This is a genomic window from Zobellia barbeyronii (assembly GCF_018603515.1).
Classification (GTDB): Bacteria; Bacteroidota; Bacteroidia; order Flavobacteriales; family Flavobacteriaceae; genus Zobellia; species Zobellia barbeyronii.
Genome location: NZ_JACATN010000003.1, coordinates 676,176 through 695,788 on the forward strand (window position 1 = coordinate 676,176; position 19,613 = coordinate 695,788).

At 36.6% G+C, this 19,613-nt stretch carries 19 protein-coding genes; 6 read left to right on the plus strand and 13 right to left on the minus strand.

The window, feature by feature from the left end:
• The gene (locus tag HW347_RS11385) at positions 1-780 is read left to right on the plus strand and encodes a zinc ribbon domain-containing protein (RefSeq protein ID WP_194533992.1); all 780 of its coding nucleotides are present in this window, start codon (positions 1-3) and stop codon (positions 778-780) included.
• Positions 781-907: 127 nt separating this feature from the next.
• Positions 908-1,303 (plus strand): DUF4174 domain-containing protein, encoded by a 396-nt coding sequence (locus HW347_RS11390; RefSeq protein ID WP_214611964.1) that lies wholly within the window; start codon positions 908-910, stop codon positions 1,301-1,303.
• Here HW347_RS11390 and HW347_RS11395 read toward each other — a convergent pair.
• Positions 1,300-2,640 carry an FAD-dependent oxidoreductase gene (locus HW347_RS11395; RefSeq protein WP_214611965.1) on the minus strand — a complete coding sequence of 447 codons (1,341 nt, stop codon included), beginning with the start codon at positions 2,638-2,640 and terminating at the stop codon, positions 1,300-1,302. The genes HW347_RS11390 and HW347_RS11395 overlap by 4 nt on opposite strands.
• A 225-nt stretch (positions 2,641-2,865) precedes the next feature.
• Positions 2,866-3,414, minus strand: coding sequence for a ClpP family protease (locus HW347_RS11400; RefSeq protein WP_038234982.1), 549 nt, complete (start codon positions 3,412-3,414; stop codon positions 2,866-2,868).
• Positions 3,415-3,822: 408 nt separating this feature from the next.
• On the opposite strand from HW347_RS11400, the gene HW347_RS11405 reads away from it, so the two are divergent.
• The 3 genes from HW347_RS11405 (at position 3,823) to HW347_RS11415 (ending at position 7,948) form a co-directional block, all read left to right on the plus strand.
• Complete coding sequence (locus HW347_RS11405) at positions 3,823-6,255, plus strand: gliding motility-associated C-terminal domain-containing protein (protein WP_214611966.1); 2,433 nt, start codon at positions 3,823-3,825, stop codon at positions 6,253-6,255.
• A 10-nt stretch (positions 6,256-6,265) separates the two neighbouring features.
• Positions 6,266-7,171, plus strand: coding sequence for a PorP/SprF family type IX secretion system membrane protein (locus HW347_RS11410; RefSeq protein ID WP_214611967.1), 906 nt, complete (start codon positions 6,266-6,268; stop codon positions 7,169-7,171).
• Between the two features lie 96 nt (positions 7,172-7,267).
• A complete protein-coding gene (locus HW347_RS11415) occupies positions 7,268-7,948 on the plus strand; it encodes a hypothetical protein (protein ID WP_214611968.1) in 681 nt (226 codons plus the stop codon).
• A 3-nt stretch (positions 7,949-7,951) separates the two neighbouring features.
• Here the strand turns inward: HW347_RS11415 and HW347_RS11420 are convergent, their stop codons facing one another.
• The 4 genes from HW347_RS11420 to HW347_RS11435 all read right to left on the minus strand — a co-directional run bounded on the left by HW347_RS11420 (position 7,952) and on the right by HW347_RS11435 (position 12,287).
• Positions 7,952-9,106, minus strand: coding sequence for an MFS transporter (locus HW347_RS11420; protein WP_214611969.1), 1,155 nt, complete (start codon positions 9,104-9,106; stop codon positions 7,952-7,954).
• Positions 9,107-9,234: 128 nt separating this feature from the next.
• On the minus strand, positions 9,235-10,299 hold the full coding sequence (locus HW347_RS11425) for a M12 family metallopeptidase (RefSeq protein WP_214611970.1): 1,065 nt from the start codon (positions 10,297-10,299) through the stop codon (positions 9,235-9,237).
• A gap of 192 nt (positions 10,300-10,491) precedes the next feature.
• A complete protein-coding gene (gene kynU / locus HW347_RS11430) occupies positions 10,492-11,763 on the minus strand; it encodes a kynureninase (RefSeq protein ID WP_214611971.1) in 1,272 nt (423 codons plus the stop codon).
• A gap of 56 nt (positions 11,764-11,819) precedes the next feature.
• Positions 11,820-12,287, minus strand: coding sequence for a GNAT family N-acetyltransferase (locus HW347_RS11435; RefSeq protein ID WP_214611972.1), 468 nt, complete (start codon positions 12,285-12,287; stop codon positions 11,820-11,822).
• Between the two features lie 68 nt (positions 12,288-12,355).
• Between HW347_RS11435 and HW347_RS11440 the strand changes: the two genes are divergently transcribed.
• Positions 12,356-12,997, plus strand: a complete 642-nt coding sequence (locus HW347_RS11440; protein WP_214612154.1) for an O-methyltransferase — start codon at positions 12,356-12,358, stop codon at positions 12,995-12,997.
• On the opposite strand, the gene HW347_RS11445 is transcribed toward HW347_RS11440, so the two are convergent.
• From HW347_RS11445 to HW347_RS11475, 7 genes are all read right to left on the minus strand, one after another.
• The gene (locus HW347_RS11445) at positions 12,963-13,535 is read right to left on the minus strand and encodes a phosphatase PAP2 family protein (protein ID WP_214611973.1); all 573 of its coding nucleotides are present in this window, start codon (positions 13,533-13,535) and stop codon (positions 12,963-12,965) included. The genes HW347_RS11440 and HW347_RS11445 overlap by 35 nt on opposite strands.
• Before the next feature lie 2 nt (positions 13,536-13,537).
• Positions 13,538-13,876 carry a Sec-independent protein translocase subunit TatA/TatB gene (locus HW347_RS11450; RefSeq protein ID WP_155597579.1) on the minus strand — a complete coding sequence of 113 codons (339 nt, stop codon included), beginning with the start codon at positions 13,874-13,876 and terminating at the stop codon, positions 13,538-13,540.
• 83 nt (positions 13,877-13,959) lie between these two features.
• Positions 13,960-16,272 (minus strand): M1 family metallopeptidase, encoded by a 2,313-nt coding sequence (locus tag HW347_RS11455; RefSeq protein ID WP_214611974.1) that lies wholly within the window; start codon positions 16,270-16,272, stop codon positions 13,960-13,962.
• A gap of 60 nt (positions 16,273-16,332) precedes the next feature.
• The gene (locus HW347_RS11460) at positions 16,333-16,839 is read right to left on the minus strand and encodes a DUF6702 family protein (RefSeq protein WP_214611975.1); all 507 of its coding nucleotides are present in this window, start codon (positions 16,837-16,839) and stop codon (positions 16,333-16,335) included.
• 50 nt (positions 16,840-16,889) lie between these two features.
• Positions 16,890-17,711, minus strand: a complete 822-nt coding sequence (locus HW347_RS11465) for a carboxypeptidase-like regulatory domain-containing protein (protein WP_214611976.1) — start codon at positions 17,709-17,711, stop codon at positions 16,890-16,892.
• Between the two features lie 60 nt (positions 17,712-17,771).
• Positions 17,772-18,548, minus strand: a complete 777-nt coding sequence (locus HW347_RS11470) for a carboxypeptidase-like regulatory domain-containing protein (RefSeq protein ID WP_214611977.1) — start codon at positions 18,546-18,548, stop codon at positions 17,772-17,774.
• On the minus strand, positions 18,535-19,284 hold the full coding sequence (locus HW347_RS11475) for a hypothetical protein (protein WP_214611978.1): 750 nt from the start codon (positions 19,282-19,284) through the stop codon (positions 18,535-18,537). The genes HW347_RS11470 and HW347_RS11475 overlap by 14 nt, the downstream gene beginning before the upstream one ends.
• Between the last annotated feature and the right edge of the window lie 329 nt (positions 19,285-19,613).

Below are 19,613 nucleotides of genomic sequence, written 5' to 3' on the forward strand. Positions count from 1 at the left end.
ATGGCAAAAAAATCAGAAGCAACGGTAGAGGAAAAGTTAAGGGCATTGTACGACTTGCAATTGATTGATTCAAGAATCGACGAAATACGTAACGTACGAGGCGAACTTCCTTTAGAAGTAGAAGATTTAGAAGATGACGTTCTTGGTCTTAAAACTAGATTGGATAAGTTGAAAACAGATGTTGAGACTATCAATTTTGAGATTGGTGCCAAGAAGAACCTTATTGATGAGGCTAAAGCACTTATAAAAAAATATACTGAGCAGCAGAAGAATGTTCGTAACAGTAGAGAATTCAACTCTATCAGTAAAGAATTAGAATTTCAAGAACTTGAAATTCAATTGGCTGATAAGAACATCAAAGAATTCAAAGCACAAATAGATCAGAAAAAATCAGTTGTTTCTGAAACGAAAGAGCGTTTATCTGAACGTGAAACGCACTTGAAGCATAAGAAAAGTGAACTTGATGCTATTTTGGCTGAAACCGAAAAAGAAGAAAAAGCACTTTTAACGCAATCTGAAAAATATCAAGGTGATATTGAAGAGCGTCTTGTTAAGGCATACACTCGTATCCGTAACAATGTTAAGAACGGTTTAGCAGTTGTTCCAATTGAAAGAGGAGCTTCAGGTGGATCTTTCTTTACTATTCCGCCACAGGTACAAGTTGAGATTGCTTCTCGTAAAAAAATCATTACTGATGAGCATAGTGGTAGAATCTTAGTTGATCCTGTACTAGCTGAAGAAGAGCAAGTAAAAATGGGTAAAATGTTTACTAAAATGTAGTCGCACATTTTTCTGAAAAAATAAAAGCCATCCTCTTTTTAAGAGGATGGCTTTTTTTAGTATATTAAGAATTGAAAGAAATTCACTTATGAAATTCCTTAAATTCTTTATACTAACTATATCACTAATGGCATACTCCCAAACTTTTGGACAAGACTTGGATAGCTATAAATGGAAGAATCGCCTCCTACTGTTCGTTGCTCAACATATTAACGATAATGCTTTAAGCGCAAACTTAAATGCATTTACAAAAGAGCAAAAGAAACTTACTGATCGTGACCTTGTGCTTTTTGCTATGAGCCCTAAAAAGGTATATAACCAAGACAACAGCAAATCTAACCTGAATGCAGAATTGATTTACAAGCAACTAAAGCTAGCACCTGACTTTGAAGGTGTTTTATTAATAGGGAAAGATGGCGGCATTAAGCTAACAAAGGCTTATCCGCTAACGCCAGAGGTCGTATTTGATAAAATAGATGGTATGCCCATGCGGCAATCAGAAATGCGCAGCAGAAAGGATTAAATTAAGTCTAAAATTTTCTGCTCTACTTCCTTACTACCCCATTTTTCCTCAATATTAGGTATTTGCATTACTTCTTGCATGATTTCTTCCTGAGCATCACCCATTGCTAATGCTTCTGAATAAGGTCTATTTGAAAAAGTAACCCTAGAATATGCCGGAATCCATTTATCCGGATGCAAATTAGCAAAGTGCTTTTCAATTTTTTTCTGTAATAAAAATTTTGGATCAGCAGTTTTACTACTCATTTCAATAAAGTTACGATAGCTAAGTTCTGCTATTGCATCAGCATCAGGTTTCCTTTCTTCTTGATAATCCTTAAAAGTAGCTTCCCAGTCGTCGCCATACTTTTCAATTTTTTGTTTTAGCACAAAAATATCTTCAAATCCAGCATTCATACCTTGTCCATAAAAAGGGACTATAGCATGGGCAGAATCGCCCACAAGAGCAACTTTGTCCCAATACGTCCAAGGATAACACTTCATGGTTACCATGGCACTAGTTGGGTTCTTAAAGAAATCTTCCGTTAGATTCTCTATCTCTTTTCTAACATTAGGAAAATAGTCTTTAAAAAAAGACTTTGCTTGTTCTTTGGTCTGTATACTATCAAAAGACGTCTCGCCTTCAAAAGGCATAAACAAAGTACACGTAAAACTACCATCTAGATTAGGCATGGCAATTAACATGAACTTGCCACGAGGCCAAATATGGAAAGAATTCTTATCTAACTTATGGGTACCATCTTCATTGGCAGGAATAGAAAGTTCTTTATAACCAACATCTATAAAATTTTGAGAATAATCAAAACGGCTACGACGTTGCATTTTATGACGTACACGAGAAAATGCGCCATCACAACCAAAAATAATATCGTAATTGTACTCTTTCCACTCGCCCTTCTCTGTGTCTCCCGTATACAAAGTAGCTTCGGGCAAATCAACATTCCAGACCTTCTCATCAAAACGAAACTCAACTCCAGCTTCTTCTGCTAAGTCAATCATTTTTTTATTCAACACACCTCTAGAAATAGACCATATTGCCTCACCCTCTTTTCCATATTTCTGAAAATATATAGGCTTATCAATTACGTGCATCGCACGTTTATCTAACGGAATTGCAATTTTCTTTATTTCCTCTTCTATACCAACTTCCGCTAACGACTGCCAGCCTCTATTGCTCATTGCCAGATTTATAGAACGTCCAGAGAATTTTATATTTCTAATATCCGGTCTCCTATCAAAAACGGTAATGGTATGTCCCATTTTTTTGAGATAAATGGCCAATAACGACCCGACAAGACCTGAACCTATTATGGCAATATTCTTGGAAATTTGTTTCATAGTAATTTCAAATGATGAGAAAAACGTAGATTGTAAATGTACTAAATTCTACCACAGTCTCTACATACAGGGTAATAGACCACAGAAACAGCTTACTTTGTTATGCAAGTGCTTTACATAAACCAGAGTGATGAAAATTCTACGAGAGCATCTATATACACGCAAAAAAGTCCTTCATAATTTCTAAATTACGAAGGACTTTTTAATTTTCTAAAGCTATAGTTACTATTCTAGAATACCGTCTACGATGCCATAAGCAATCGATTCTTCGGCGTTCATCCAATAATCTCTATCAAAATCTTTCAATACCTTTTCATAATCTTGACCACAATTGTCTGCTAAAATACGAGCACTCAATTCTTTGGTCTTAATAATTTCTTTGGCCTGAATTTCAATATTTGAAGCTTGACCTCTTGCACCACCACTAGGCTGATGAATCATAACCTGTGCATGTGGTTGAATAAATCTTCTACCTTTTTTTCCTACAGAAAGCAAAATAGACCCCATAGAAGCAGCAAGACCAGTACAAATTGTAGAAACCGGACTTTTTAGCGACTTTATGATATCATACATTGCAAAACCAGAAGTAACATAACCACCTGGGCTATTAATGTACAACTGTATTTCTTTATTATTCTGCATATCTAAATACAACAAACGATCAATTACGTGCTTGGCAGAATCATCATCTACCATGCCCCATAAGAAGACTTTTCTTTCTTCTAACAATTTTTCGTCTATCGCTTCTTGAACTTTTCCTTTTTTAGAACTCATTTCCTATTGTTTATACATATCAAAATTAAACAATTTATCTGTACCAAAACAGAGTATATCTAATATCGATACAATTACCTTTTATCGTTTTTTTTAACGGTCTATCCATAACGATCAAAATATGCTTATCGATATAATCGCGCAACTCGTCTATAGATAAATGCCACTGGCGAAAATAAGAACCGTTCATCGGATAGTGTGCGTATTAACGGCACTTTAAGTGAACTTTACATATATCGAACAAATAATATGCTATAAAATTACAACACTTTTTTACCCCAAATAACCTAGTTGCTACAAATTGAACTTGACCTTAATTACACCATTACAAAACTATACAGGTAAAGACCGTATTGTAGCTTCTGATTATATGTCAACCAATGAGGATTGTTAGACAAACCTATAATTATGAAGAAAATTTTACTTTCCAAAAAAATATTACGAACTGCTGGACTATTTATGCTCCTATTAGCTTTTAATTCAGCTAATGCGCAGCTTCAGAAGGGGTTTACCCCTCGGTATTCAGAAACTATAACTGGTGATTTCACTATGATTGCCAACAATGTACTTTCCAGACATGCAACAAATGCATATAACGGTAACGGCAGTAATCATGACTTCTCAGACAATGTTTTTGTAGATATTGATAGTGACCTTACTACTTTTAATTCTAGTAGCGCCAACTTGGTCAATCCATCTCCGGGAAGTTCATGTATGACAATAGAACGTGTTTTTCTTTATTGGGCAGCAGCCGATAAGGAATATGAAGTAAATGGTTCTGGAACAATCATTGCTGGTACTGGAGGCGTTGAACCTTCTTGGAATTATAATGATATAAAATTAATGCTACCGGGATCTAGCACCTATGAACCAACAATAACGGCAGACGAAGTAATCTACCGTGGTAGAGATGACCATTTTGTAAATGACCCTTATATCTGTGTTAAAGATATTACTAGTTGGGTACAAGACTTAAGTGATCCTTTTGGAACATACCAAGTAGCGAACGTTAAGGCAACAGAAGGACAATTACTTTCTCACGGTGGAGGAAGAACAGGTACTTCTGGCGGATGGCAAATTGTTGTGGTTTGGCAAAGTCCTCTTATGCCACAGAAACACATTACTCTTTTTGACGGTTATGCACATATCACCAGTACCGAAAATAATTTTGATATCACTTTTGATGGTTTTCAGACCGTACCTAATGGTGATGTAAAAGCAAACATGGTAATGGGTTCTCTTGAAGGAGATAGAGGTATTTCTCGTGATCAGTTGTTAATACTGAATACGTCAAACACATGGGAGCCTTTATCGACCCCTGTAAGACAGTCCAATAATTTTTTCAATAGTTCTATTACCACCCATGGCAGTGATTTCTTGGACAGAACACCAGCCAGTTCAAATACGCTAGGCTATGATGCTAGTTTGTTTGATTTAGATAACAAAAACAACTCTCTTATAACCAATAATCAAACCTCTGCTACGGTAAGAATGACATCGGATCAAGAGGTCTATGGTCTTTACCTTTTAGGAATGGCCGTAGAAGTATACGAACCTTCTTTACATTCTTTAGACTTGTATGCAACCCCATCTGATGAAAACCCACGTACGGGAGAAACCGTTCAAATCTATTTGGATGTTGCAAACACAGGAAATGATAATATTAGAGATTTGTCTTTTACCACTACTGTTCCAGAAGAGATGGATTTTATAGGTGTAGAACCTTTACCTAGTGAAATTACTTATGATTTTAACACAACTACGCGAGTACTTACATTTAATGTAGCAGATGGGTTAACAGATGTTACAAGCGCTCCATATACCATTCAATATTCGGTACGGGTTAAAGATGATGCGTATTTTTCTAGCATTCCAGCCTGTACATTTAACTCTGAATCTCAGACCTTGGCTACATATATGGGTGAAATTAATATGACCCAACAAGTATCTAATAGTTCTTTTACTTTTGACGACTGTGGTATTGGTAACGGAGACCCAACTAATATCGTAATTCACATTACAGATGTACAAGCTCCCGTATTTGCAGAAAACTTGCCAGGTGACATTACAGTACCATGTAATGGTGTTCCTGACGCGGCTACATTAACCGCAATTGATTATTGTGACCCTAACCCAACTACTACATTCACAGAAACGGCTACTAATGACCGAAGTTGTGAAACGGGATATGAAATTACCAGAACGTGGACAGCTACAGACAACGCTAACAATACCTTTACTCACACGCAAATAATCACTGTAATTGCTGATGAATGCATCATGGACGAAGAAGCGCCAACTTTTATTGAGGAACTTCCTGAAGATATGACTGTAGATTGCGACTCTATTCCCGATGCAGTACTATTGACGGCAATAGATAATTGTGATACTGACCCAGAAGTAACTTTTACCGAAACTGCTACTAATGACAGGGATTGTACAACAGGTTACGAAATTACCAGAACGTGGATTGCTGTTGACAACAACGGTAACGAAACGGTTCATACCCAACTTATTATTGTTGAGGCAGATTTACCTTGTGATATTGAAAATCTAATTATCTCTAAAACTATTACAGCCAATGGAGATGGTATTAATGACATCTTTGAAATTACCGGATTAGAAGGATGTGATTATACCTATCACTTGAAAGTTTTTAACCGTTGGGGCAATATTGTCTATGACAATAACGATTATACTAATGATTGGAACGGAATAGCACCAAGTAATGCTTTGGGTAACTCAGGCATGCTTTCGTCAGGAACGTACTATTATATTATCGGTTTTGGTAATAATGAAATGAAACCAGTAAACGGATATATTTATATCGGTTCAAACTAAAAAGGCAACCATGACAGCACTTAGAAATTACCTAGCAATTTTGGCGGTAAGCTGTGCCTTTTTTTCAAATGCACAACAGCTTCCACAGTTTACACAATACGTTTATAACACTATGTCTATAAATCCGGCATATGCGGGCAGCAGACAAACATTGAATGCTACTGCATTGCACAGGAACCAATGGGCTGGTATAGAAGGAAACCCAACAACAAGTACGCTATCTGTACATACACCAATACGTTTTAGTAATATAGGTGTTGGTCTATCCTACATAAATGACCAATTAGGTTTTGAGAAAACAAATTATATCTACGCAGATATTTCATATACTGTTCCATTAAGCAGCGATGTAAATATGGCCCTGGGACTAAAAGGTGGTGTTACTAATTATAAATTAGGAACACCGGACGAAGGTGACCCTTTCTTTTTTGATGGCTTCTCTAAATGGAATCCTAATATGGGTGCCGGTATTTATGTTAGTTCAGACAAATGGTACCTAGGTGCATCAGCTCCTAGAATATTAAATACAGATTTAAACAATGGCGAATTTGTAGCCCTTGAACGCAACAGCTATTATGCTATTGGTGGTTATGTTTTTGATATTGGACAAACTACAAAATTCAAACCAACGGCCATATTAAAATATACCAACGGTGCACCAGCGTCTTATGATGTTACAGCCAATTTCCTTTTCTATGAGAAATTCTGGATTGGAGCTTCATACCGTTTTAATGATTCCGATAGTTTTGGTGTGTTGATGGATTATGCCATTTCCGATTCTTTTAGAATTGGGTATGCTTACGACTTGCCTACCTCAAGCTTTAGACCTTATTCAGGAGGAACACATGAGGTTATTCTTATTTATGAATTATTTAATAGAGGATTAAAGGCCATGAAATCTCCCCGTTACTTCTAAGAGATATTCTTTATTTTTCAGTAATTATTCCGTAATGATTTTTAGCCAAGTACTTGCTTTGAGTAAAAGCATTTATCTTTGAGAAAAATTTCCGTTATGGCAAAGTACTTTTCCGCATGTATTCTTTTTACAATTCTTTTTATTAGCTGTAAAGAGACAAAAAAAACAGAAGCACCTCAACCCGAAAAAGAGCTAACTATTTTAGAAAAAATAGCTTATGCCAACGGCTATGAAAACTGGAATAAAGTTGAAGAGCTAAAATTCACTTTTAACGTAGACCGAGATACTTCTCACTTTGAACGTACGTGGATTTGGAAACCGAAAATGAATCAGGTAACTGCCATATCCGCAAAAGACACCTTAGTCTATAACAGAAAGGATATGGACAGTACGGCCTACAAAACTAACGGCGGGTTCATTAATGATAAGTATTGGCTGATAGCACCCATCAATATTCTTTGGGATAAAGACGGAAGTACAAACGAACTTACACCAAGTGCCGAAGCCCCTATTAGCAAAACATCCATGCAGAAACTAACGGTGGTTTACAAACAAGACGGCGGCTACACACCTGGTGATGCTTATGATTTTTATTTTGGCGATGATTACCTAATTAAAGAATGGGTATTTAGAAAAGGGAATCAAGCAGAACCTTCTATGAGCACTACTTGGGAAGATTATACCGATGTTGGCGGACTTAAAGTTGCAAAAATGCATCAAAATGAAGATGGTAGTTTTAAACTTTACTTTACCAATCTTGAAGTAAAAACTAACTAATCATTAAGCTTTTTTCCAGTTTCGATTCAGTTTAAACGTTGCTGCCAATACCAAAAGAGCACAAGCAAACAGTACCACAAAGCAAGTTTTTAGTGAAGAGCTATCGGCAATAAATCCCAAAATTGGAGGGGCCACTAAAAAGCCAGTATAGCCAGTACCTGCTATAAATGATACACTTTGTGAAGAATCCACACCCTTTACTTTGCCTCCAATACGAAATACCTCTGGTACCATTACTGAAAATCCGAGTCCACTTAACGCAAAACCAGAAATAGCCATATACGTTTCCGTACTCAAGACCATTACATATCCCAGCAACACCAAGACAGTGGCGAACGTTACCATTTTCACCGATCCTATTTTTTCGCTGATACCATCACCAAGAAAACGTCCCAAGGTCATAGTCACCTGAAAACCTAAAAATCCGGCGCCCCATAGCACTTCGGGCGCTAAACTTATTTCTTTTAAATAAAGTCCACTCCAGTCTACGATGGCACCTTCGCTTCCCATGGCTACGAATGAAATCAACCCTAAAAATAACATCGGTTTAAAAAGTTTTAAACTGAATGCCTCTTTTTCCTCAACCGCTGCTACTATATTTTTATACTTTCCATGGAAAATAAAATTGACACCCAAAACTAATAAAACAGCAATTAGCATGTGTAATGGCGGATTACCCAATGGACCGATAAGAAAACTACCTAGTCCCGCTAGCACACCTCCCAAACTGAAAAATCCATGGGAAGCACTCATAAAACTTGTCTTATCTTCTTTTTCTAGTTCTGTCACCAAGGTATTCATAGAAATATCTGTAAAACCATTAGCTGCCCCAAAAAGAAATAGCGCCGCCATAAGCGTATAATAATTAGGAGACAATAAAGGTAAAAGTGCTGCCACGCTGCTTAATACCACTCCATACCAAGTTGCTCGCCCCACCCCTATTCTATTAATGATGGATGATGCCATGGGAAAAACCGTGAACACCCCAAGCGAAAGAAAAAATATAGCAAGCCCCAGTTGAGACTTATCTATTTGAAGCTGTTCTTTTACCGCTGGTATATAAATAGCCCATGTACCAAAAAGAATATTAATACTGGCAAACACCCAAGCCGCGCCAAAATAGCGGGAATTTGTTAGAATAAGACGAAGAGATTTCATATTGGGTATTTCATGCGAAGATAATTGAAATACTAGTGTCCAAAAACGAAAAAAGACCACCTTTTAAAGGTGGTCTTTCTTTTTATGTAACGGATAAAAATTTACCCTATTTTAGCCCCTGGTTGGTATTAATTACAACTTTTTATGTAATTCCAACGTGTATAATCTCTTTGGTATACCCTTCCATAATACAATACATAATCACCTACGCTGTATGCTTTGTTGGAAGCATAAGTAGATGCTGTATCGCATAAATCTTCTTCTTTAGGTGCAGGATTATCTCCTCCACCATCTGTAGACGGATAAGCAGCATTCGTTCCTTGTATATCTAATGAGGATAAACGGGCTTGTCTTTGAGGCAATGTATTCCCACTACGATCAGTAATAGTTGGCTGTCCGTTTTTACTAAACGTATAGCTACCGTACATCATAATTGAATTCACATCAAAAGAACCCGTAAGAAAAGTTGCCGAAGTACTCTTGTAAAACTGGTCTTGGGCATTAGATTGGATATTCTCTGTTTTAATAATAATATGATTATCTCTATCTGACCTATTCTGTTCGTGAATATACCCTAATGTATGACCAAGTTCATGAATGATAACCACTGCTGTAGCACGAGTACCTAATTGAATATAGCCACCAGAATTATACATTCCTAAAGTTGCAACTCCAGAATTACTGTTAGATCCCGAAGAAGATATGGTTACATAATTAGATTGGTTGGTGCGTTCTTTAAAAACAACATTGGTCTTGCTAGACCATTCATCAAAAGACTTTTGCAACTCACTTTTTACGCTAGAGCTTAAACCATTAATTACATAATAAACGGTATTATTTGTCCATTTTCTAATTCCACCAGCCAAAGCCAGACCTGAAAGCTCTTCGCCCGGAACAGGATTTGGGTTATAGGCATCAGGAGAATTTGCGAGTTGATCTTCAAATAATCGTGCATCGGAACCAGCCAAACTGTAGGTGCCATCATCTTCTAAAGATACTTGCACGGCATCACCCATAAAATATTTAGTGATAAATTCTGCATCTTGAATATCTTGATTTGCCGGAACTTCCGTTTGGGGAACTAGAGAAGTTTCGGCATCAAGTTCAGTAGTATCATCGGAACAGGAAATTACTGCCAATGTACTTACCGCCATTAAAAGCATAAGACGAGTAGGAAACGTTTTGTTTTTCATTTTTTTCATTTAGTGTTCATTTTAAGTTTTGGGGCCAAAACTCACATTTTATGTACGGAAATAACCACCACTACGGTCGACGAATGGTAATTATTATCGATGAAATGCACTAATTAAAAATTTCAAAAAACGGAAACACCTCTCCTATCCCAATAGAATCAGGAGAAAATTAAGTGTTGGAAGAAATAGGAATTAAACCGTTTTAATACCTTCTTTTAAGATTTGACCAAAACGATACATATCTTCAAATGAACAATAAAAAGGTGCCGGAGCCAAACGAATCACATTGGGTTCACGCCAGTCCGTAATGACGCCATTTTTCATTAAGTAGTCAAAAAGTGGCTTTCCTTGCCCGTGAAGAAAAACGGACAACTGTGTACCTCTATCTTTAGGCGTAATAATTTCGAAAGAAGTCCCATCCATTTCCGCATCTATTTCTTGAAGAACAAACTCTAGATAAGCTACAATACGGTCTCTTTTGTCAATTAAAGCGTCCATACCTACCTCTTCAAACATCTCCAAAGAAGCTAAATAAGGTGCCACAGATAATACAGGAGGATTACTTAACTGCCAAGCATCTGCATTTGCCATGGGCTCAAATTCTGGTTTCATCAAGAAACGAGTTTCCTTTTTGGTTCCCCACCATCCTTCAAATCTTGGAATATCTTTTTTATTCAGATGACGTTCATGTATGTATACACCAGAAGCATTACCGGGACCACTATTCATATATTTATAGCTGCACCATGCAGCAAAATCTGCATCCCAATCGTGCAATTTCAATTCAATATTACCTGCACCATGAGCCAAATCCCAACCTACATTGGCACCAACAGCCTTACCGGCTTTGGTAATGGTTTCCATGTCAAAAACCTGACCGTTGTAATAATTTACTCCACCAATAAGCACTAGAGCTAGCTCATCACCTACCTCATTTATCTTATCAATAACATCTTCGGTACGCCAGAAGTTTTCACCTTCTCTTTTCTTTACCTCAACCAAAGTATCGTCCGGATCAAGACCATGATGCCTCACCTGACTTTGCAACATATATTGATCCGATGGAAATGCTTTTTCCTCGCAAAGTATTTTATAACGTTTGGTTGTAGGCCTGTAGAAAGTAACCATCAAAAGATGCAGGTTTACCGTAAGCGTATTCATTACAGAAACCTCTTCCGTCTTTGCTCCTACTACTTTTGCTAAGGGAGCTGCTAATTGCTCATGATAATCCCACCAAGGCTTTTCTGAATGAAAATGACCTTCCACAGCAAGATTTTCCCAATCTGTCATGACATCATCAACAAATTTCTTAGTCCGTTTAGGTTGTAATCCGAGAGAATTTCCTGTAAAATAGATAACCTGTTTTCCGTTCACTTTTGGAAAGTAAAATTCATCACGATAGCTTCGTAATTTATCTTCGCCATCTAGTTTTTGGGCAAACTCTAAGGTGTTCTCGAATTTCATAAGGCAGTTTTTATCAAAAATACAATTTAGGAAAGGATATTTAAACTATTGAAGCGCTACTTTGGGTTAACAATTCTCATCTCAACAATGTGTGCTTTAAAACCTACTTTCTCGTAAGCTCTAATAGCTCCTGCATTATCATCATAGACGGTAAGGCGTATCTCAGAAATACCTTTTGATTTGGACCAGTCCTTTAGTGCTTCTACCACCTTTTTATTTAGTCCTTGCCCTCTAAAACTAGCATCGGTATACATAAAACCTAGATAGCTATATAGTTCATGATCAAGATATGGCTTGCCTTTCTTAATTTGTGCATAGCCGGAAGCAACGAGTTGTCCTTCGTGTTCAATTACCACAACCTCTGCCTCATCACTTGTAATCAACTCACCCAAATCATAGTAACTGATAGGGTCTTCTTTTAGGGTTGGATCAAAAGGTCTTTCAAAAGTAATGATGCCTTGTTCAAATTCAAGTAAAGTATTTAAATCGTCTAGTACCGCACTTCGTGTTATAAATTCATTCATAGTTTCTACGGGTCCGTTCTACAGTTAAGAAGTTCTAAAATACTATATATTTGCACAAATTACAGGTCATGCATTTCTTATCTTCAGATTTAGAGGATTACATTCAAAATCACTCAGAGAACGAACCCAAATTGCTTCAAGAACTTACTAGGGAGACACATCTTAAAGTAGTGCGCCCTCGTATGCTTACAGGTCATTTTCAAGGAAGGGTATTGAGCGTACTATCTAAAATTATTTATCCAAAAAATATTCTAGAAATAGGCACCTACACAGGCTACTCAGCCCTTTGTCTTGCAGAAGGCATGCAGAAAGACGGTCAATTGCACACCATAGACATTAACGAAGAACTACAAGATATTCAAGAGCGATATTTTTCACGAAGTGCCTATAAAGGTCAAATTATACAGCATATTGGCGATGCCAAAAATATCATACCTCAACTGGACACAACCTTTGACCTTGTTTTTATTGATGCCGAAAAAAAGGATTACCCCGATTATTTTGAACTGGTCATGCAAAAGACCCGACCAGGTAGTGTTATACTATCTGACAATGTACTATGGTCTGGTAAAGTAGTTGAACCTGTAGACAAAAAAGATAAGGTGACGCCAATTCTATTGGACTTCAATAAAAAATTAAAAGAAGACCCACGGATAGAAACAGTATTACTACCTATTAGGGACGGCTTAACCCTAAGTAGGGTGCGATAAGGCGAACGTAGAGCATATAGAAAAGCCACGCCGAGAAAACACCTACTGATGATCCCACAATAATATCTATTGGAAAATGTACGCCAACAAAAATACGGCTAGACACAAATAATATTGGCCAAATATAGAACAGCCAGCACCATTTAAAACGTCTTCTTAAAAATAGCACTACAATAGTAGTTACCGAAAAAGAACTGGATGAATGACCGGAAAAGAAACTAAAGGTTGAAGAAGGTTTAAGAATACGAATTAACGTATTTATATTCTCGTTATTATTGGGCCTTGTACGTGCCACGACCTCTTTGGTCAAGTCTGTTATAGTTGATACAAAAAACAACATCAATAAAATAGTGATGACTACAAAGACAGCTTCTTTCTTTGGGTATTTTAAAAAAATTAAAACGAGAAATAAAATAAAAAGGGGAATCCAAGTGGAGAAATGTGTAACTATAACCCAAAATTGATCATAGTCTTCAATGCCTAAATTATTGAGGTAAATAAAGGTTTCCTTATCCCATTCTAAAATACGATCAAGCAAACCTAACTTCTTTTGATGCTTCCAGTAACATCATCAACGCTTTTCTTAACGTCGCTTACTCCTTTTTTAAGGTCGTTACCGATTCCCGAAGTAATATTATCTTTAACATCATCTATATCCTTTTTGATGTCAGTGATGAAGCTGGTATCTATACCCTGCTTATCGGCACTCTTTTGAATTTCTTGTTTAATATCTTCTGTGGCATCTTTTAATTGACGCATACCCTTGCCGAGCCCCTTGGCTATGCCGGGAATCTTATCGGCGCCAAAAACCATTACCACGATGAACATGATAAAGAATATTTCACCTCCGCTAATGAATAAAAAGTACAATGAATACATATCACAAATATAATAAAGTTTACATAGAAAGACCTGTCAGGTTAAGAAAACCTAACAGGTCTTTTTGTGATATTAACAAAAATTTATTTGCCTTTAACGGCGTTTTCTTTCATCTTCTCGAAATCCGATTTCTCTTCTTTCTTAGGCCATGAGTTATTAGACGTATCAATGTCTGCAGTTTCGGCCTTTGGATCAACAACAATACCAGTAAGTTCTGTCTGTGAAGATATCACCACACTTACTTCCTTATCATTTTTTCTCCAAATTTCAGGTGGGTAAGTAATATTTTTAGTAGTTCCATCCGCATAGGTGTACTCTACAATTAATGGCATTGGTATACCACCTGGCTTATCGTAAGTAACCTCGTAGAAATATTTAGGCTCCTTAACAGCTGCTCTTTCGTCTGCTGTTAAATTATCCATCATAAATTCTTTAAGCGATTTTGAATTCTCAGAAGGTGCCTTACCCTTTAAGTTAGGATCTAAATCTTCACTTCCTTCTTCAGCCAAATAAACTAATGGAGGTAAATCTTCTTCAGTAATACCACGAACAGCCATATACTCTTGCATTTTTTTGCTTGGCTTATCCGTTACATAGTATTTTTTAATTCCTTTTACACCTATATCTACAAAATCCGTAGTATAGAACCATCCTCTCCAATACCAATCTAAATCTACTGCAGAAGCATCTTCCATAGTTCTAAAGAAATCTTCTGGCGTTGGGTGTTTGAACATCCAACGGTGAGAATATGTTTTAAAAGCATGGTCAAAAAGCTCTCTCCCCATTACGGTCTCACGTAGAATATTCAAGGCTGTAGCTGGCTTACCATAAGCGTTAGGACCCAACTGATAAACGTTTTCTGGATTTGACATGATCGGTGCAAGCGTGCTCTGATCTCCTGCCATGTAAGGAACAACTTTAGATGGGTCTCCTCTTCTTGAAGGATACTTATCGTTTGGCGCAATTGCTTCTGGAAATTTCTCACCAAATTCTTGTTCTGCCATGAATTGCATAAAAGTATCTAAACCTTCATCCATCCAACCCCACTGGCGTTCGTCAGAATTAACGATCATAGGAAAAAAGTTGTGACCTACTTCGTGAATAATTACACTGATCATACCATATTTTACACGATCGGAATAGGTACCGTCTTCATTAGGACGACCATAGTTCCAACAAATCATTGGGTACTCCATACCTTGTTGTTTGGCATGTACCGATATTGCTTTTGGATAAGGATAATCAAACGTATGTGACGAGTATGATTTTAATGTGTGTGCTACGGCTTTAGTAGAATACTCTTCCCATAATGGGTTACCTTCTTTTGGGTATAGCGAAACTGCCATAACATCTTTGCTGCCAACTTTAACTGCCTGCATGTCCCAAATAAATTTTCTTGAAGTAGCAAAACCATAATCTCTTACGTTCTCTGCTCTAAACTTCCATGTCTTTTTCTTTTCAGAAAAACCTTTCTCTGCCTCTTCTGCTTCGGCTTGGGTTACGATTACTACAGGTTTGTCATATGACTTTTTTGCTTTTTCGTAACGCTTCATCATATCTTTTGAAAAGATATCTTTTCTATTCTGAAGTGTTCCCGTAGCATCTAAAACGTGATCCGCAGGTACGGTAATATTTACATCATAATCACCAAAAGTGAGGGCAAATTCACCGCTACCCCAAAACTGATGGTTCTGCCAACCTTCTACATCACTATATACTGCCATTCTTGGAAAGAATTGTGCAATAACATAGGCGCGGTTGCCATCTTTAGCGAAATATTCAAAACCAGAACGGGCTCTGTTTACGGTATGATCAGGAATGTTATAGTTCCATTTTATTGAAAATGATATCTGTTCTTTACTTTTCAATGGCTTTGGAATATCAATACGCATCATAGTTTGGTTGATGGTATATTTTAAAGGTTTTCCGTTAGCATCTTTCACATAATCTATATTGAAACCGCCGTCAAAAGGCTCGGTCATATATTTCTGTGCGAAAGTACCGGCAGGCTCTGCCATTGGTACACCACCACCGTCACGCAAAGGAGATTTTGAGGTCTTAGCACGTACGTTTTGATCTAATTGTAACCAAAGGTATTCAAGGTCATCTGGTGAGTTGTTGGTATAGGTTATGGTTTCTGTACCAAAGATTTTTGCATTTTTATCGTCAAGCTCAATATCCATCTTGTAATCAGCTTTTTGCTGATAATACTCGGGACCAGGAGTACCCGATGCTGATCGATAATTGTTAGGAGTTGCGAACTCTTCGTATAATTGTTTGAATTTACTTTGATTGTAGTGGCCTGGTTCCTTGTCTGCGTTAACGCCTTCTTGTGCCATTAATGCGCTGGCGAATACAAAAAGTAACGAAGCTAGACAGTACTTTAATTTGTTCATATATGTTTGTGGTTTTAATCGCTGAAAATTAAAATAATTTAAGGAATAGTTACCTAGATGTTATAGTTTTAACATTCCTTTAGTACGAGATTTGACTAAAACAAAGCTCTTTTTATCTTTTCCTACCTTAAAGTGCACTACGTTTTGTTGTTCATCAAACAAATCGGTCAAAACTTCATTTTCAATCTGAATGGTTTTTAATGTTGCTAAATCAACATTGGGCACCTCAATATAAAAGATGACTACATCTGCATCGTATTTCTTTCCTATATAATTATAAGAGGCATTTGCACCGTTTACTTCCACTACAAATTTGGCCCGCAGGTATTTCTCCAGGTATTCATCGGCCAATGGCGATTCTTCCTCTGTAGCTAATTTAGATTTCACATCATACCGTTCTTGAAGTAATTTATCTAGATCATCTATAAAAACACGAGAAGTGATTTGTAACGCCTTGTCTTTTTCTGAATAATTGACATTCGTTACGCTTACATAAAACTTATGAGCTGCCGTAAAGGCAACCAATGGAAGTACTAGTATTACAAGAAACTTTTTTAAAGATTTCATAAACTCATTTTCTACTACAAAAATAGGCAAATGTTATGCCAAAAACAGTATTAGTCCAACCCGTTGTTTTTTCTGTAAACGAGACTTTTCTGTGACATTAACTTATATAACGAAGCCATGTCACCTGCGTTTGCATGTTCCTTAAAATCAGCATCAATCATACAGTAGTTCAAGAAATCATTAATTTGTTCTTCTTGAATATTTAGAGTATTTACAAAAACAAAGTCCGTAAAAAATAACCGTATCTCATCTATTTGCCGAACCTCTTTTTCTAAAGTCGCATACTTTTTTAAATCTTTGGTCTTTCCTGAGATATCTTCGGATAGTTTCACAATTTTCAAATCGAATCGGACCTTCATCGCTAAAGTAATGGTATCATAACCCGTAACTAGGTTTAGGTATTTATTTAATCTAAAAGTTTCACCCATTCCTTTACGGTTAATTGCCCTTTTGTTTTCTAAACCCAATGAGCGCGCCGTAATTATTGAACCAACAGGAACTCTATTTAAATCCCTATTCATATCTCCTGTTAAACTATATGGGGTTACCACTACCTCCTCTAACTGAGTCAAAACTTCCTCTAGGGGAACTACCAGTAATTTACTTCCTAAAATAGCTGTTGTAACTACTATTTCTTTCTTTTTGAATTGCACAGCCGAAAAAACCAAGGTGTCATTAAGCTGGACTTCAATATCAAAAAAACCATCGGTAGTTGTAATTGTGGCTCTATTTGAGGTTGTATTCAACACATGTGTGGCAGAAACATCACCATTCTTGCTATATACACGACCTTCTAATGAAACTTGGGCTTGAGACATGGTTCCCACCATTGCCAAAACACTTACAGAAAATAATTTTTGCAATGGTTTCATATGATACTATTTTAGCAAATAACTACAACCTTAATTGCTTTTTATCACCTACATCATCATCTACTCTTCATAATTCTTAAGGTACACAATACTCTTCTTCCTCATATAACCCCATATTTTTATTCTATCATGGGTATCTACAATTTGTTGAAAAGCGGCATCTACTTCACAGAAGTACATAAATTCTTCAATCTTATCTTGGGGAATTTTTAGCTCGGTAGTATAAAGGGAATCCACATAAAATTCTCGTACCCGTTGGGTTCGGGCATATTTCTCATTCCGCTTTAGGCGAGCTTTCAACATTTTCTTACGACCGGTAATCATATTAATTAACGGGTCAAAACTCATGTATGGGTTTGCGGTAGCAGCCTGAAATTCGCGCTCTGTTTTAGTCATGGGAACCACATAAGCATTAGGTAACCCTAAAGTAGAAGCGGTAATGACAGGCTCCGTTCTCAAGGTTTTAAGGTCACTTGCTATATTTCCCGAAAGATTATAGGGCATAACCACCACCTCATCCAATTCTGTCAGAGATTCTTCTAGTGGTATCATTAGAAGTTTGCTTTCAAGAAGACTAGGCGTAATTACAATTTCCTTGCGTTTATATTGCACAGCAGAAAACACCAAGGTATCATTAAGCTTAGCGACAATAGTAAAAAAACCATCAATGTTCGTAATTGTGGCTTTTTTAGTGGTTGTATTCAAAACGTGAGTTGCGGCCACATCACCATCCTTACTAAAAACGCGGCCCTGAAGTTCATCAGAAAAGAAATCTTGAGCGGATAGACCCGTCAAGAGAAAGAAAAAAAATATAAAAAGAAGTTTATTTCTCTTCATTCATTAGTTCTCGGTACGCCTTGCTTTTGTTGACCAAAAAATCGATTAGCTCAAATTCGTTTTTCTTTAAAAGCAATGCATATTCAGGTTCGTGGGTATCTAAATATATTAGAAAATCATCTATAGAAGCTTGAGGTAATTTAAGATCGGCTACAAAAAACTCATCATCATATACCTGTCTTAATACTTGACTCATTTTCATACGTGGCTTCTTATCAGCGGTATCTCCTTTACTTGCTTTAGCCAGCGCCTTAAATATATTTACAAAATTAAGTCCGTCTTTCATTCCCCTTTCAGATTCACTTAGGGCTATATTTTCTACTTCGGTAGAGCGATCAATATCATACTCAACCTTTTTAAATTCTTCATTCTGCAATTGTAGGAACTTCTCCTCGTTTTCAGGGCTTACGACCACCTCATCCAATTCAGTAACCTTTTCGTTCACTTCAACTACCAAACGGCCATTTTCAATAATTTCTTCGGTAACTTTAAGCACTTCCAAATTATAGTTTACTGCTGTAAAGGCCAATTCATCACCAGCTTTAACCATTATAGCAAACTGTCCTTCTTCATTAGATATCACTGCAGTTTCTGTAGTAATATTTATAACGTTCTCATTAGGTACACTTATATTTCTGTACAATACCGTACCACGTAATAATTGGCGATCATCATCTTGGGCGGTTACAGATAAGAAAGTAAAAAGAACACATATTAGGGTAGGGATAATCTTCATTTGGTTGTTTTATAAGTAGTCTTGTAAAAGACGTGGTTTTTTAAAATCAATTTCAGGGCAACTTTATAAGGAGTACTTTCGTACAATAAAATAGAGTTACCAGTTTTTTAAATTAAGTGGTTAAAGGAAATACATGTTTTGGTCTTAAAAAAACCACGGTGGCTAAACTTTTGTTAATTCGTAAAATAACTAAAATCTATGTTGTAACTACCTCATTACTAATAACCATAATCCTTTTAGCTAGACTTACACGTAGTTTGTCTTGTTAATTTAGATAAGTTCCAATATAATTTTATTTTTGTTTACCCTAAAATTTTAAATCGCAATTG